Annotated in this window: 19 protein-coding genes; all 19 read right to left on the bottom strand. The window is 34.3% G+C overall.

Going from position 1 to position 15678, the window contains the following annotated elements; genetic code table 11:
* Window position 1: 1 nt before the first annotated feature.
* A complete protein-coding gene (locus tag CLMAG_RS04930) occupies window positions 2-1552 on the bottom strand; it encodes a terminase large subunit (RefSeq protein WP_066618706.1) in 1551 nt (516 codons plus the stop codon).
* A complete protein-coding gene (locus tag CLMAG_RS04925; RefSeq protein WP_066618703.1) occupies window positions 1552-2028 on the bottom strand; it encodes a phage terminase small subunit P27 family in 477 nt (158 codons plus the stop codon). Before CLMAG_RS04925 ends, CLMAG_RS04930 begins: the two co-directional genes overlap by 1 nt.
* Before the next feature lie 72 nt (window positions 2029-2100).
* Entirely contained in the window at window positions 2101-2310 is a 210-nt protein-coding gene (locus tag CLMAG_RS33470) for a gamma-glutamylcyclotransferase (protein WP_066618699.1), read from the bottom strand.
* Between the two features lie 11 nt (window positions 2311-2321).
* Entirely contained in the window at window positions 2322-2777 is a 456-nt protein-coding gene (locus CLMAG_RS04915) for a gamma-glutamylcyclotransferase family protein (RefSeq protein ID WP_066618697.1), read from the bottom strand.
* A 74-nt stretch (window positions 2778-2851) separates the two neighbouring features.
* The gene (locus CLMAG_RS04910; RefSeq protein ID WP_073393119.1) at window positions 2852-3760 is read right to left on the bottom strand and encodes an amidoligase family protein; all 909 of its coding nucleotides are present in this window, start codon (window positions 3758-3760) and stop codon (window positions 2852-2854) included.
* A gap of 2 nt (window positions 3761-3762) precedes the next feature.
* On the bottom strand, window positions 3763-3939 hold the full coding sequence (locus CLMAG_RS32260; protein ID WP_161486930.1) for a hypothetical protein: 177 nt from the start codon (window positions 3937-3939) through the stop codon (window positions 3763-3765).
* Between the two features lie 74 nt (window positions 3940-4013).
* Entirely contained in the window at window positions 4014-5237 is a 1224-nt protein-coding gene (locus CLMAG_RS04905) for a site-specific DNA-methyltransferase (protein WP_066618694.1), read from the bottom strand.
* On the bottom strand, window positions 5227-5664 hold the full coding sequence (locus CLMAG_RS04900) for an RNA polymerase subunit sigma-70 (protein ID WP_066618693.1): 438 nt from the start codon (window positions 5662-5664) through the stop codon (window positions 5227-5229). Before CLMAG_RS04900 ends, CLMAG_RS04905 begins: the two co-directional genes overlap by 11 nt.
* A 203-nt stretch (window positions 5665-5867) precedes the next feature.
* The gene (locus tag CLMAG_RS04895; RefSeq protein WP_066618691.1) at window positions 5868-6266 is read right to left on the bottom strand and encodes an HNH endonuclease; all 399 of its coding nucleotides are present in this window, start codon (window positions 6264-6266) and stop codon (window positions 5868-5870) included.
* Window positions 6247-6456, bottom strand: a complete 210-nt coding sequence (locus CLMAG_RS04890) for a hypothetical protein (protein ID WP_066618688.1) — start codon at window positions 6454-6456, stop codon at window positions 6247-6249. Before CLMAG_RS04890 ends, CLMAG_RS04895 begins: the two co-directional genes overlap by 20 nt.
* 181 nt (window positions 6457-6637) lie before the next feature.
* A complete protein-coding gene (locus CLMAG_RS04885) occupies window positions 6638-7642 on the bottom strand; it encodes a type II toxin-antitoxin system antitoxin SocA domain-containing protein (protein ID WP_066618685.1) in 1005 nt (334 codons plus the stop codon).
* Between the two features lie 31 nt (window positions 7643-7673).
* Entirely contained in the window at window positions 7674-8099 is a 426-nt protein-coding gene (locus tag CLMAG_RS04880; RefSeq protein WP_341419622.1) for a hypothetical protein, read from the bottom strand.
* A gap of 164 nt (window positions 8100-8263) precedes the next feature.
* The gene (locus tag CLMAG_RS04875; protein ID WP_066618679.1) at window positions 8264-8659 is read right to left on the bottom strand and encodes a hypothetical protein; all 396 of its coding nucleotides are present in this window, start codon (window positions 8657-8659) and stop codon (window positions 8264-8266) included.
* Window positions 8652-10007 (bottom strand): SNF2-related protein, encoded by a 1356-nt coding sequence (locus tag CLMAG_RS04870; protein ID WP_066618677.1) that lies wholly within the window; start codon window positions 10005-10007, stop codon window positions 8652-8654. Before CLMAG_RS04870 ends, CLMAG_RS04875 begins: the two co-directional genes overlap by 8 nt.
* Complete coding sequence (locus tag CLMAG_RS04865) at window positions 10004-10294, bottom strand: VRR-NUC domain-containing protein (RefSeq protein ID WP_066618675.1); 291 nt, start codon at window positions 10292-10294, stop codon at window positions 10004-10006. Before CLMAG_RS04865 ends, CLMAG_RS04870 begins: the two co-directional genes overlap by 4 nt.
* Window positions 10240-10455, bottom strand: a complete 216-nt coding sequence (locus tag CLMAG_RS04860; RefSeq protein ID WP_066618673.1) for a hypothetical protein — start codon at window positions 10453-10455, stop codon at window positions 10240-10242. The genes CLMAG_RS04865 and CLMAG_RS04860 overlap by 55 nt, the downstream gene beginning before the upstream one ends.
* A gap of 262 nt (window positions 10456-10717) precedes the next feature.
* Window positions 10718-13078: a VapE domain-containing protein gene (locus tag CLMAG_RS04855; RefSeq protein WP_066620383.1), complete on the bottom strand. Its 2361-nt coding sequence runs from the start codon at window positions 13076-13078 to the stop codon at window positions 10718-10720.
* A gap of 33 nt (window positions 13079-13111) precedes the next feature.
* Window positions 13112-15067 (bottom strand): DNA polymerase, encoded by a 1956-nt coding sequence (locus CLMAG_RS04850; protein ID WP_066618670.1) that lies wholly within the window; start codon window positions 15065-15067, stop codon window positions 13112-13114.
* Window positions 15068-15124: 57 nt separating this feature from the next.
* Window positions 15125-15676 carry a DUF2815 family protein gene (locus CLMAG_RS04845; RefSeq protein WP_066618666.1) on the bottom strand — a complete coding sequence of 184 codons (552 nt, stop codon included), beginning with the start codon at window positions 15674-15676 and terminating at the stop codon, window positions 15125-15127.
* Window positions 15677-15678: the final 2 nt, after the last annotated feature.

The raw sequence follows: 15678 nt of genomic DNA, 5'->3' as shown, positions 1-15678 counted from the left end.
CCTAATCAAGTAAACTTCTCATTCCTCTTTTTTCATAAACTGATTCTTTAGATTCATGTCTTATTGCTCTATCAAGTGCCATAATTAAAGCAACAACTCCATCTATCTTTTCAGTCGATTTCTCTTTATCTGGTTTAATGTTTCCAGCGGGATCAGTTCTAACATATACATTATCCATCATCCAACTTAAAACTGGATGCGCTCCATGTACTATTTTCTGCTCTAAGGCTACTTTCATAAGTTCCTTTGTAGGTGGACTCATATCTTTATAGCCTTGTCCAAAAGGGACAACTGTAAATCCTAAACCTTCTAGATTCTGAACCATCTGCACTGCTCCCCACCTATCAAAAGCTATTTCTTTTATGTTATATTTCTTTCCAAGCTCCTCAATAAAACTTTCAATAAAGCCATAGTGAATAACATTTCCTTCTGTAGTTTTTAAGAAGTCCTGCTTTTTCCAAATATCATATGGTACATGATCTCTTCTAACCCTTAGTTTTAAATTATCCTCTGGTATCCAAAAGAAAGGTAAAACATAATATTTATCATCTGTTGGTATAGGTGGAAATATTAATACAAAAGCTGTTATATCATTAGTACTTGAAAGGTCAAGTCCTGCATAGCACTCTCTCCCCTTCATCTTATCTATATCAACAGCAAAAGAACATTTATCCCAAACATCCATAGGCATCCACCTTACGGATTGTTTTACCCATTGGTTCAGCCTTAACTGCCTAAATATATTTTCTTCTGCTGGATTTTCCTTTGCACTTTGAATTGCATTTCTAACCCTTTCTATATCAATGGTATGCCCTAGTGATGGATTAGCTTTATACCAATTAGCTTCATCTGTCCAATCATCCTCATCATTAATTCCATAAATAACAGGATAAAAAGTAGGATCATTCTTTTTGCCCCTTAAAATATCATCGGCCTTTTGATGTACCTCATAACATATAGAATTTCTATCCGTACCGGCTGTGGTTATAAGGAAAAATAGTGGTTGAGTTCTCGCATCTCCTGAACCCTTAGTCATAACATCATACAATTCTCTATTAGGCTGGGCATGAAGCTCATCAAAGATAACCCCATGTACGTTAAGTCCATGCTTTGTATAGGCTTCTGCTGATAGTACTTGATAAAAACTATTTGTTGGCTTATATACAATTCTTTTTACAGATATTATAGGTTTTATTCTTTTCTTTAGTGCAGGACACTGGTCAATCATATCTATTGCAACATCAAATACAATTGATGCCTGCTGCCTATCAGAAGCACAGCCATAAACTTCTGCTCCCCATTCATTATCACCACAGGTCATAAGTAGTGCTACTGCCGCTGCAAGTTCACTCTTTCCATTTTTCTTAGGAATTTCTATATAAGCAGTATTATACTGACGATATCCATTTTCTTTTACATTTCCAAATATATCTCTGATGATTTTATCCTGCCAGGGAAGTAAATCAAACGGAACTCCTCTCCACTGACCCTTTGTATGCTTTAAGCAGTTGATAAAACTTACAGCTCTCTGTGCTTTTGCTTCATCATACATTATTTCATCTCTCCCCTTAGCATCATTTCCATAGGATCTAAGCAATCATTAGAACCTTTATCTGCAACAATCCTGCTTCTTGAAGAAGGTGTAAGTCCAAACTGCTCACAGAATTTAATCATTATCTTAAGATAAGTTTGGGCAATGGATACCTGTGGCACTTGCTGCCAATATCCGCTTGGTGTTTTTACAATTGTTCCATGCCTTGATATAAATTCTTCAGCTTCCTTCCAGCGTGCATAAGCTTCACAATATCCTGCAAAAGCAGCCATATCAACTTCTGTTAATACTCCTAGTTCTTCAAGCCGTTTTGCAACTCTTCTCCATTCCTTTTTAGCTTCAGCATCAAGCCAAGTAGGACACTTTGGTGCTTTCTTATGTGGCTTTGGTTCAAATTCATTGAGTGCTCTTTTTCCTGGATTGCCCTCAAGCTCCTTTACTGCAGTTGGCTTTGGTTTTCTTCCTCTCTGTGCCATAGGTTTCACCCCCAATCTTTAAAATTTATCAAAAGAAAAGAGCCTACAATTGTAGCCCCTTAACATAACATTTTATTTACCTTTAATACCTTTATAGTTGTAATTGCCTTTTTTAATTTCTTCATGGTCAGCCTTTACAGCTTTCTCATAATCCTTATCCTGCTTTTCCTTACTTAGGCATTCCATACAAATGCAATCTGTATTAAACATTGACATGATTCTGCCCTTTTCCAAGGAACCGCCACATCTATCACAAGTTTTCTGTGTAAAAAATTTATCCATCACTACCTCCACTATCTAAGTTCTGATAAACATTCTGAATATGCAATTTGTAGTGCCTTTAAGTTAATTCTATTATCAGAATATCCTCTGGCAATTACATTAAAATAATATTCTGTAGGTGCTGCTGCCATATTTTCATATTCTTTAGCCATAACATAAATCATAGCTTTTGTAGGCTTGCCTTCTACATTAACTTCAACTTCTTTCTTTATATATAAATTAGGATAACCCTCATATAAATCAAGTGCTCTCTCACATTCTTCAGTAATCTCCCATAAAATAATTGGTACTGTTCTACCTTTACAAGGTTCTATATTGGCAACCCCTTTATATCTTCCTCTGAAAGTTAACTTGTATCCTTCAAGTATTCCAATTCCTACGACCTTAGCTTTTGGGCATCTATTACTCATTTGTTCTAAATTCATATTAGAACCATAGGCCCCATATAATTTTCCTCTTTCATCCATTTCTCATTTCTCCTTATAATAATTTATTAGATAAAGAAGGTAATGAATTTCCCTCTTTATCTATGGAGTTAGCTTCAAGCAGCTCTTGGTCTTCTCCAAGCTGCATCCCCATCAAGTGCTTTCATAAGATGCTGTCTACAGTTTTTAAATTCATCTCCGATAAGTCCAAGTCTCAGTAACCAGCACCTAAATGTATATTTTTCATTATCAGTATGAGTACGCCTTGCACTAGCACTCTTTTGTTTTAATGCTTGATAGCTGATTGCCAAGCAGAAAACTATGTAGCTTCTAATTTTACCTGCGTGCAAAGTCCCATTGAAAAGCCTAAATTCAATTGTTCCTTTAGTGAAAGTACTGTGTAAATTTAATCCATGATATCTGCTTGAATGGTAATGCCTGCTTCTGCTTTCAACACCATATTCGCTATACCAAATATCAGCCAGTGCTTTTAAGTTTTTAGGCTTTTTCTTATTGATTGTTTCAATCAAATTCTCATTAACCTTTTTGCAATACCTTACCCTTCCAGGATCTATCTCCAAACTCTTGTAAATCAAATCTTCCTTTGAAGCCATAAGGTTAACTAAATTCTTTAAGGTATTTGGAGTGTGTTCTTTTGCTCCTATTTGAATATGAATCCCACATTTTAATCTGCTTTCGCTGACAGCACCTGCATGTCTAAGCTTCCTAATAACTTCTTGAAGCTTTTCAATGTCCTCATCATACTTTAAAATTGGTGTTACTAATTCAACACTGTAACTTTTATCTGCTGAAGTTAATACACCTTTTTCTTTTTTCATTGTTTCAATACTGGCATCGCTCATTATCTTCCAAACTCTTCTGTCTGGTGCTGTTACTTTGTAAGTATCATAGCTGTCAAAAGTTCTTTTTACCTCTCCACCTAAAAACTTTGCTGTAACCTCCGCAGCTTTTTCTCTAGTAATGCCTGTCATTTCAATTTCTACACCAATTGTTTGATTCTTCAAGCTTAACCCTCCAATCTCACAATGTATCCAAAGCTGTTTGCGTATACTCCGTAACCTTTATAACCTTGTTTTTCTGCTGTTTCTAAAAGTTTTAAAGCCTTTTCTTTGTTTTCTACTCTGGTTCCATCGTAAAATTTGAATTCTCCATCCTTGGTAAGCCTTCTTAGTTCCTCTTTCATTTCGTTTTACCCCTTTCAAAGTGTGTTTTTTGTTATACTATATATCACTCTAAAACACATATATATCAAGGGTTTTATTCACTTTTAGGTATATTCTTATATGCTATTTTTTCACCATCTCTTAAAAGAAATACATCTTCATCACTACCTGCTTGTTCAATAAATCTCTTAACTATAACATCAACATATTTTTCATCTAGTTCTATAGTGTAGCAAATTCTATCTGTCTGTTCACAAGCAATAAGAGTAGACCCACTTCCTCCAAAAGGATCTAAAATGATAGAGTTTGTTAAACTTGAATTTGTTATTGGGTAAGCCACTAAAGCTATTGGTTTCATTGTTGGATGATATTTTGATTTAGTAGGTCTATCAAAATTCCAAGTAGTTCTTTGTTTTTTATCTCCATAAAACTTATGACCTGCAGTAGGTTTCCATCCAACAAGCACAGGTTCATGGTTATATTGATAATCACAACGTCCAAGTACTGGTGAATTCTTTATCCATATACAAGTTTGGTGGCAAAAGAATCCTGCATTTTTAAAGGCTAATCTAAAGTTAACTGTTTCCTTATCAGCATGAAACACATAGATAGAACCACCATCTGCAAGATTTTCATACATACATTTATATGCATTAAGAAGAAATTCGTAAAACTTCTCATCTTCCATATTATCGTTTTGAATTTTACCAGCATTCCCTTCATAGGCAACATTGTAAGGAGGATCTGTTACAACCAGATTCGCTTTCTTCCCTTCCATAAGTTTTTCATAGGTTTCAAGTTCTGTACTATCACCGCATATTAAACGATGCCTGCCTAATATCCAAATATCGCCCTTCTTTGTAATTGGAACTTCAGGTGGTGCTTCATCAAAGTTGTCTTCTTTCACACCTTTGGGATGAAATTCATTAAATAATGCATCGATTTCTGGTGGGTCAAAGCCTGTAAAAGATGTATCATAATCTAGGTACTGTAAATCCTTAATTAAATCCACAAGCAATTCTTTATTCCATTCACCACTTATTTTATTAAGCGCAATATTTAAAGCTTTTTCTTTAGTTTTATCTACATCCACAATCACACAATCAATTTCTTTAACTCCAAGTATTTTTAATACTGATATTCTCTGGTGCCCACCAATTACTGTTAAATCTTTGTTTACAATAACAGGGTCAACATAACCAAATTCATTTATACTATTTTTTATCTTTTCAAATTCACTGTCTCCAGGCTTTAACTTTTTCCTTGGATTATATTCAGCTGGAATAAGTGAATCTATATTTAACTTTTTAAATTCCATCATCAATCCTCCAAAACCTATCTTTTATATAACAGTCATGGCTACAATATTTTCTTTTTTTATTACCATAAACACTGAACTCTTTTCCACAATGTGGACAGATATATTTATAAATAGCTGTTTCTTTTTTATTTCTTTTATCTTGATTTTCATTCCACCATTTCCGTCTACATTTATCAGAGCAAAATCTCCTGGTCCTTCCCTGACCTTTTTGCTTGAGTGGTTTTTCACAACAGGCACATAGCACATTTCTCTTTATTTTTTCTTCAACATTAAGAGCAACAACACATGAAGCACCATCTAAACCATTACGTTTGCAAAATCCTCTAACACTATCTCTAGTTAACCCTAAAAGATTAGCAATACCTTTATATCCCATACCTTTTAGTCTCAGTTCTTTAATTTTTTCTTTCTCATCACTAGTCATATGAGCTGTTCCTTTCACTAAACTTTTATGCAATAAAAAAAGTAACCACAAAACCTTACAGCTACTTAATTTGAACTTGCTATTATGCGATTTTTTAGTATCCCCCTTGCTTAATTCTGCGAAAATTTACACGAAGGGGACCACCCGGCCCTTTGGGAACAGGCCCTAAAGAAATATGCCCCCTCCCTCTTGGTTTTGGGTCTTCACTCATCCTTTTTCCAAGGGTAACAATAGACTTCGTTTTTGTTTCCAAACCTTCCATCTTCCTTTGCAGTCTTCACATCGTGATGATGCTTACATAGAGATTGCCAGTTACTCTCATCCCAGAAGAGTTCTTCATTACCTTTGTGAGGTATGATATGATCAACTACTTCTGCAGCAGTAACTATTCCTTCTCTTTTACATTCTTCACAAAGAGGATGCTTCAAAAGAAACTGTTTCCTTAACTTATACCACCTGCTATTATAAAGTTTCTTAAAAGGTCTGCTTGTCTTGTTGTATTTGCTTTCAAATTCTTTTTGATGCTTACTACAGTACCTTTCGTTTGTAAGTTCAGGACAGCCTGGATAACTACAAGGTCTTTCAGGTTTTCTTGGACACATTTCTTTTCCTCCCTTTTCTTTTATCATCACAAGTTGTCCTAGCTTTAGGAATAATTGTAGTCTTCTTTGCAGTAGCAGTAACCTTATCCGTTGTTTCTTCTCTCCTAATGCACCTTGGAAAAATACAATACAAAAGGCTAGGGCTGATTTTATTACTCCAGATACACTTTCTACATTTATGAATAGCCATATCTATTCCTCCAAAATAAAAAAGCCCATTGAGAATTGTTTCTCAAAAGACTTACTGTTATTAAATTTGACTTTTGAATACGAAAAAAGGATGCCCTTTAAGACATCCTTCCACTAACTGTATTATATCACTTTAAAAACGAACATACCGAACAGCTTTACTTTTTTATAAATTTATGCTGCTACATAAAAATTTGTCCAAACATTTTTTTGCTATACACTCCTATATCAGATGGGTTTAGCATATTGTTCTTCTCTTTAACTGCTGTAAAGTAATCACTAATTAATTTCTTCTCAATTTTTCTATCTGTAGAAGCTGTTGCAGGTAAATCTCCACGAGTAGCGAGCCATGGTGTTTCCGCATGAGTGAATGCTTCTAAAATTTTTCCACTATAACAGCTAAGATTTTTAATTACACTGTCAATAATGGCTTTTTCAGAAACAGTTAAATTGAAATCCTCAGCAGTGTCGGAAACACTTATCGGATCAAATCTATATTCTCTGTATTTGAAGTATACCTCTCTAAAAACTGGACCATGAACCCAAGCTTCACAGTTTTCATCAAAGATAAACTGATTTACAAAAGCGTAGTAAAATCCCTGAACATAATATAGAAGCTTTTGTAATGCCAATGGTGTAATATCTTCACATTTACTTAAAAGATAGTTAACAACCACCTCTATCTTTTCGGTATCTGAAATCTGCTGTGTTCCTAAAAGCATTTGCGTTGCTAATTTACTCTTTTCATAAGATGACTGTGATTTAAGCTTATCTTTATTGCTTTCTAAAATTGAAAGATAATACTCTGGTTCTTCATATATTTTTTGCAAAATTGCTGAATATTGTTGTGTTGGCATATCTCCATCATAATACCGGCTAAATGTCTGTTCTCCCCAACCTAAAAGTAATGATAATGGTCTTTTACCAATGTTGTACTTTTGAGGTATTTCCATTGTTTTTTCCAAAGAAATAATATTATGCTGCTTTCTAAATTCATTATAAAGCTGCTTCAAATTATAATCATTAATTTCGTTAACAAAAATTTCGTTAGTACATTCATCACAAACTGCTACTTTCCCATAATAGTTATAAGTTTCACCTTTCAATTCTGCACTCATATATTCATCTTTCTCGGTGTACAATACATCCTTCCTGCAATACTCGCAGAAAGTTTCTTTGTTCTTCATTGTGCAATCCTCCTTTCAAAATTCCAACCCATTACCTAAACAGGTAGTCGATTGGCTTGTTCCTTTTATGAAATGAAACTGCAATTACTCGTTTATTATCACCATACTCTATAATATTGAATTTTGTATAAATGTCAACAAATTCCTCTTCCCCAAAAACATTAAACAAAGTTCTCTGTGGACAAAAAACATAAAGAATTTCATGCTCAAAGCCAGGATTTATATTGTTTAACGAATGACAAAAATCTGTTACTGCAATACTTAGTAAAATTTCTTTCTGTTTTTTAATATCCAGCCTATAATCATTAATCAGCTGAATGTTTTCCTTCCTGTTTTCATTTTGTGAAATTGTATATCGATTATTGTTGACACAATCTTTAATCTTCTGTAAAATAACGTCAACTTCTTCTTTTGTATAATCCTGATTATAATGTTCTGACATTGCATCAACTCCCATCTTTTGTTCTTATTGTACTATATTATATGCACTTTGTCAAAATATATGCATCAATTGATACACTTTTTATAAATAATCAAAAAGACTTCAGCACATATTGTACTAAAAGCCTTTTTCTATTTTTGCAATTCTAAATATAAACTTAAAAACTACATCAAATAATTTTAGTGTTCCCTTAAATATCTATTATGTCTCATCCTAATACTATCTTCTGTAGCATATGGACTAATACTTGCTGCCACCTGTTCCCAACTTAAGCCATTGATATATCTAAGACTTAAAATCATCCTCATCTCACTGTTATCAATACTTTCTATGTACCTATTTAGACGATTTAGCTCATAGAAGCACTTCTTTAAATTTAAATCTAGAAGCTCCTTAAGATCTGCAATCTCTGCCGCATACTTACCAACTTTATCTGAAATGCCTAAAGCATGTGGCATACCTGTTATTCTTGAAGAAGTAGATGTGGCAACACACTCTAACTCTGTTATTCTATTTTTTAATTGCTCAATTTCTCTGTTCAAATAATACAGTTGTGATAACTCCTGCTTAGTCATAAGTTTTACCTCCAATTCTTGCTTTAACTGCTTGAAGCAATACTTCTTGACCTACACTTTTATTTTCAAGTGCTCTCATAACATTTTCATCTATAGTTCCTTTTGCTACAAGATGATGAATAATTACATTTTGCTTTTGACCTTGTCTATATACTCTTGCATTAGCTTGTTGATAAAGCTCTAAACTCCAGGTAAGTCCAAACCAAATTATAATATTTCCTCCTGCTTGTAGATTAAGTCCATGTCCTGCTGATGCTGGATGTACAAGCATTATTTCTATTTCACCGTTATTCCATTTTTTAATATCCTCTGAAGTTTTGAGTTCTTTGGCATTTTTAAAATATTTTTTAAGTCTATCTCTATCATGCTTGTACGCATAGAATATTAAAACTGGTTTTCCACTTGCTGCTTCTATAATTTCTTCAAGAGCTTTTAGCTTTTCATTATGAATTTCTACAACTTCATCATTTTCATCATAAATAGCTCCATTAGCAAATTGTAAAAGCTTATTTGTAAGTACTGCAGCATTATTTGCGACTATATCTGAATCTTTAAGGGGCAGCAGTAGTTCCTTTTCAAATTTTTTATACTTTTCTTCTACATCCTTTTGAAGCTTAACTGATATTATATTATCTATTCTTTCTGGAAGTTCTAAGTAGTCTTCTGCTTTCATACTGATACATATATCTGATAGTTTTTTATAAATAACATCCTCTGCTTCTTCTTTAGGTTTATAACTGAATATTATGTTTTGATTTCTTTTATCTGGCACAAAGTATTGGTCTCTATATGATGTAAGTGTTTTTCCAAGCCTTTCTCCTTGATCTAAAAGATAAATTTCTGACCATAAATCCATAAGACCATTTGGTGATGGTGTTCCTGTAAGTCCAACTATCCGCTTAGCTCTTATCTTTCTTAAAGCTTTAAACCTTTGAGATTTTGGAGATTTAAAACTCGAAAGTTCATCTACAACTACCATATCAAAAGGCCAATTCTTACCACACTCTTTAACAAGCCATACTACATTTTCTCTATTAATAACATAAATATCAGCTTTTATATTTAAAGCAGCTCTACGTTCTTTTTCGGTTCCAAGAATCTTTGATATTTTTAAATTTTTTAAGTGATTCCACTTTTCTGCTTCTACTGTCCAAGTATCCTCTGCTACTCTAAGTGGCGCTATAACTAATGCTTTTACAATATCAAAGTAGTTATATATAAGTTCCTCTATTGCTGTAAGTGTACAAACCGTTTTACCAAGACCCATGTCCATCAACAGTCCTACTTTATCCTTATTCAAAATCCAATTGGTAGCATATTCTTGATAACTGTGAGGTTCATATTTCATTCCATCACTTCCCTTATAAAGTCATTAATAGCTTTTATACTATCTATGCAGTAAACCTTAAAACCTAAAGCTTCAAGCTGCCCCTTCCTTTTTAGCTGAAGTGGCCTCATCTTTTTACCTGGTGCTTTAAGCTCCACAAAAACAATTCTTGTATTTGGTAGTAAAACAATCCTATCTGGCACACCTGCTACTCCAGGAGATACAAACTTTAATGCTAATCCTCCAAGCTTTTTTACTTCTTTTGTGAGTACCTGTTCCAGATATTTTTCGGAATATACCATAGCCATATCCTTTCCTCTCCATTTGCTACACAAATTGTTTTAACTCCTATTCTTTGTTTAACTTCTCTAACTTCCTTTTTGGACATACCTTTAATTTTTGCTGACTCATATACCTTTGAATATTCAACAAATTCGTCTTTTAATATATCTTCAATAATGCTTTCCATTAATAAAATCCCCTTTCAAAACATATGGAACAAGTAGGTGGTACAAAGGTACAAAAATCCCTTACGTGCATATATCACATATATAGGTGTATCTATACTACTTATTTATTATTATTTATCTAAATAGACACTCTTGTTCCTTGTTCCATTACATATGCTAAACTAGCTTAAAATCTAACTTTCTTAATGGAACATTACCTCGGTACAACCTAACGGCTCGTTCCCCTTGTTCCTGCTAATTTAGGAACAAGCTTTCATTGAATTATTCCTGTTCCACTCTCATAAATGCCCTTTGCTTGTTATAAATCGGAAATCTAGTTGTACCACTCTTTGTTCCATCATAAGGTTTCCAGTTTTCAATTCTAGCCATAATAGCAGTAATCTCATAAGAATCTGCCTTTTTAAGATTGGCTGAATCCTTTCCAAAGCATTCACACCAAATCTCCATAGGACAAATTAGATTGCGCCTTTCAGTACCAATTTCAGCACTTCCAAAGTCATCACTATTTAAAAAGCTTCTACGTTCATATAAATCCATAGAACTCCAATTGTCTGGCAAAAGCTTTTCTAAATACTCCCTCACCAAGCCTTCACGGTCATCAGTTTCCATTGCATTTGCCTGCTCTGAAATAGCTATTTGTGCTTCATCACCCTTTAAGAATAGATCTTCACCTTGCCTATAGACACACAAAGCTTCTGCCCAAATCTGATCTATATCCTTAAGTTCCCAGGCCTTTTTTACACTATTTCCACTAACTCTAACAGGCCAAAATCTACGGTTTCCTGTTATATCTCTTAAAAAGCCACTTTCACTATTGGTACTGCCAACTATTACACACTGCCTTGGGTGACTTTCAACGTTAACTCCATAACTGGCTCTGTACTTATCATCAGTTCTTGAAACAAAGGATTTAACAGTTTCCACATCTGTTTTCTTTATTCCAGCTAGTTCGCCAAGTTCTAAAAGCCAATATCCCTGAAGCTTTTCAGCTGCAGCTTTATCACGCATATCAGTTATGGTTAAGCTATCTGAAAACCACTTAGTACCAAGCCTTGCAAAGAAAGTGCTTTTTCCTATACCCTGTGGTCCGTTAAGAATTAACACACTATCAAATTTAGTACCAGGTTCATAAATTCTAGCTACTGCTGCTACAAGAGTTTTTCTTATAACTGCTCTTGAGTATTTATTATCTTCTGCTCCTAAATAATCAATTAAAAGTGTATCCAGACGCTCTACACCATCCCATTCTGGCAATTCATTTAAATATTCTTTTATAGGATGATATGCTCTTTCAGCTGCAACTGCAATAAGTGCTTCTTTTAGCTTTGTTGGTGACCAAACACCATAGGTTTTGTCAAAATACACTTTAAGCGCTGACATATCAGAATCGTTCCATCCACCTTTAATTTGTTTCCATGGTAAGTTTCCTTTAACATCAATTCCATCACGATGCTGATTATAGGCAATGCCCTTTAAGTTATCATCATTTTGTATAATAAGAACTAGGTTATGCAAGTCATCTTTTATTTGTCCACTTTTTGCTATACTAAGCTTTTCTTGCCAATCTTCCTCACCCTTAAAATCCTCTTCAGCCTCAGCCATTCTTTCTTCTACAATTTTTCTTTTAACCTCTCCATCCTTCATAACAAAATCTATCATTGCTTTATAAGATGGCCTCTTTACAGAAGGAGTACCTTCTATAGTTTCTTTATCAAGTTCACCAAACTTATGGATTCTAAGTAAATCAAAAGCATTGCACAGCTTTCCTGAAACTGGATCAGTACCATGATGTGAATATGCAAAATCACCATTTTCATAAATTATAAGTCCACCCGTAGTACTTCCGTTTGTATAGGTGTACCGGTTATCTTCACTGCAAGGTGTGTATATATCACTTAAAAATCTTTCAATGACATCAACTACTGTATAAGTCCTGCAAAAAGCTCCTATAACTCCAGCCTTTTCTTTTGGATCACCCTGCTTGTCTGATATCTTTTTTCTTTCGACTCTACTTCTTGAGCTCTCTGGCCAAAATGAAGAATCCTTCCAATCAGTGTATCTTTCAAGTACTTCATCTGCATTTAACCATATCTCATCTAAAACCTTAAATACAAATTCTCCATCCGAAGATGTAGAAGACCAATACATTAATCTATGTGGCTGATATGTAGTGTCATCAAAGAAATCTATACCTAAATCTCCAGCTACCCTTCTCGCTATAGCTTGATATTCATCTGGTGTGACTGCTCTACTTAAAGGAATAACAAGTCTTAGTCTTTGTTTCTCAGGACTGTGTTTATGAGTAGAATACATAGCACAAGCACAACCTAGTATGGTCTCAACAGAAGCCCATAAATCACCCTTTACAAAATCCGCATCTAAAGTAATAAGCTGACGGTTTACTACTGTATCCGCTTTTCTTCTTCCATTTTTTAAGCTTCCACCGACAAAACCACCTACATCTTTAATGTTATCTTGATCACTTTTAGAAAGCTTTTTATATTCTTCATAAGTTTCACGAGTTCTTGTAGTAACACTAAATTTTTTAACAAGCTCTGACCAAAGTATCTCTTTATTTTTCCACTCCATTTCCTTTCTACTTTTACCTGTAGCAATTGTAATAACACCATCATTTATCACCTTTTCACCCCCAAGTTAATCTTTTTTATAATAGTCCGTTTCAAAGCCTGCAGCTTTAAGTGGTAATCCAGGTGCCCAATCAATAGGTGTACCCATAATTTCTTCTACTTCATCTATTGATCCGAAACCGTAAGGAACATCTAGGATTACTTCATCATGAACGTGAAATCTAATCTTATATCCTGCTTTATCTAGCCTCAGCATGGATTCAGCTAAACAATCCCTTGCTATTGCTTGAATGATATTTTCTGTAAGCTTACCTCCATAGGTACCTAATCTTCCCCACTGTTTTCCCTGCTCTATACCTTCATAGGTAATCCTCTTTTTATTGAATCTTGGGTCCATTTCAAGTCTGGGTTTAGCATAAGCAAGATTTCTTCCTGAGGGAAGCTTTATAAAAAGCACTCCACCTTTACAGTAAAACTTAATTCCATATTGAATAGTAACTGCTTTATTTTCCTCTAAAGCTTCAATTGCTGCCTTTTCAATATCACTCCAAAGCTTAACTATTTTAGGATTTGCCTCTCTCCACGCAGCAACAATTTCAGTTAGTTCATCTTCCTTTAGTCCCATCTTTATAGCACCCATAGCAATAAGTGCTCCAGTACTCCCTTGATATCCACAAGCAAGAGTTGCTACCTTACCTTTTTGTCTTAGTTCATATTCAGGATTACCCTTTGCGATTTTCTCCATAGGCACACCAAACATTCTACTTGCTGTCATTTCATATATCTTGCCATGACTTTTGAAGGTATCAATTACCCATTTTTCTCCTGCAAGCCATGCTATAACTCTAGCTTCTATGGCACTAAAGTCTGCTACAATAAATCTTGAACTATTTGAGGATATGAAGGCTGTTCTTATAAGCTGAGATAACACATCTGGTACACTATCGAATAAAAGCTCTAAAATTTCATACTCTCCTGCTTTAAGCAGCTGCCTAGCTTCTGTTAAATTCTCCATAGTATTTCTTGGGAGGTTATGGATTTGAACTAGCCTTCCTGCCCATCTTCCTGTCCTATTAGCACCATAAAACTGCATAAGTCCTCTAACTCTATCATCTATACAAATAGCCCTTCCCATAGCCTCATACTTTTTAACAGAGGTTTTGGAAAGCTCCTGCCTTAATTTCAATACCTTTTTAACTGCATCATCTTCTACATCGTTTAATAGTTCTTTAACCTTTTCTTTTGATAAACTATCAACTACTATACCCTTACTTTCAAGCCATCCTTTTAACTGAGCAGGGCTATTAGAATTCTCAAGCTTTGTAAGCTCTTCTGCTTCTTTAGTTGCCTTTATATGATAAGCTTCATCACATCGAATAGCATTATGTACTAATACTCTATCAACTTTAACTCCGTCATCATTTATTCTCTGATCCAATGCCCAAAGCTCCCACTCTTTATCTGTCATAGGAAACTGATCTAATTTCTTTCTTATGGCTCTTTCTACTTCAACATCTTGTTTACAATAATTCTTGAAAACTTCCCATTTTTCACTATCATGCCGTGGAAGATTTCGTGTTCTTCCTCCGTTTGTCTTTGTAGGATTGCAGGGCATAGAGAAGTATCTAATTAAAGCTTTACCTTCACTCATTTTCTGTTGTGGTAAGTTTAAGCATTTAGCCACACCTGCAAGATTACCTGGAAGTCCTAATACTAGTGAATGAGCTGCACTACATCTCCACTGATCTGGTAGCATAGGCTTTTTTAGATATGTATGTAGGCAAGTTCTTTCAAAATTAGCATTGAAAGCTGTTTTTATAATCTCTGGATTTGTAAGTGAATCAATAATATTTTGTGGTAATTTTTCACCACTTGCTAAATCTATAATTTCAACTGCTTCATCATTAAAAGCATAGCCAAATAAAAGTATGTCAAAATCTTTTGCTTCTGTATAAGCATAAACTCCGCATTTTATAAGATCTACGCTACTGAAAGTTTCAATATCTATACTAAGTACATCCAACTTATCATCTCCTGTTAGATAAAATTGGGGTGAGAAGAATCTCGCCCCTAATAGTTATTAATCTAAAAAGTTGTCTTCACCCTCTACAGCATCAAAGTCATCTTCAGCTCTAGTGAATCCTCCTAAGGGTTCTCCATCTTCTAATTTTTGAACATTTCCAAGACCTGCTGCAATTCCTTTGTTGCCGCTAGCACTATATGCATAAAAATTAAGAGTTAACCTTCCATAGCAGCCACTATAAACCTCTGTTGCATCTAAAATAGGATGTACATTTATATCAACTATTCCAGGTTTATTTTTACTATTAGCATTTAAGAAATAGCTGTTTGAATAAGCCTCATCATCTGGTCTTTCTTCATCTCCATCTCTTAATGGAGTCTTAAGATTAGGAGGTATCTTGCCACCAAATTTGCCCTTTCCTATTTCCTTAGCTTCATTAACTGCCTCTTTTATAGCTTTTAAGGTTTCTTTATCATCCTTTGAAATTATTACACTAACACTATATTTAGGGTCATTACCTTCTATAGCATGAGGCTCAAAAAGATGAGCATAGCTTAATCTAACCTTTCCTGTAGTTACCTTTGTTCCTGTTCTTTTTGCTTTTACCATAA

The sequence above is a fragment of the Clostridium magnum DSM 2767 genome, assembly GCF_001623875.1.
In the GTDB taxonomy this organism is placed as follows: Bacteria; Bacillota; Clostridia; order Clostridiales; family Clostridiaceae; genus Clostridium_AM; species Clostridium_AM magnum.
Note: the sequence above shows the minus strand (reverse complement) of the source record. Positions and strands in the feature narration are given on the sequence as shown.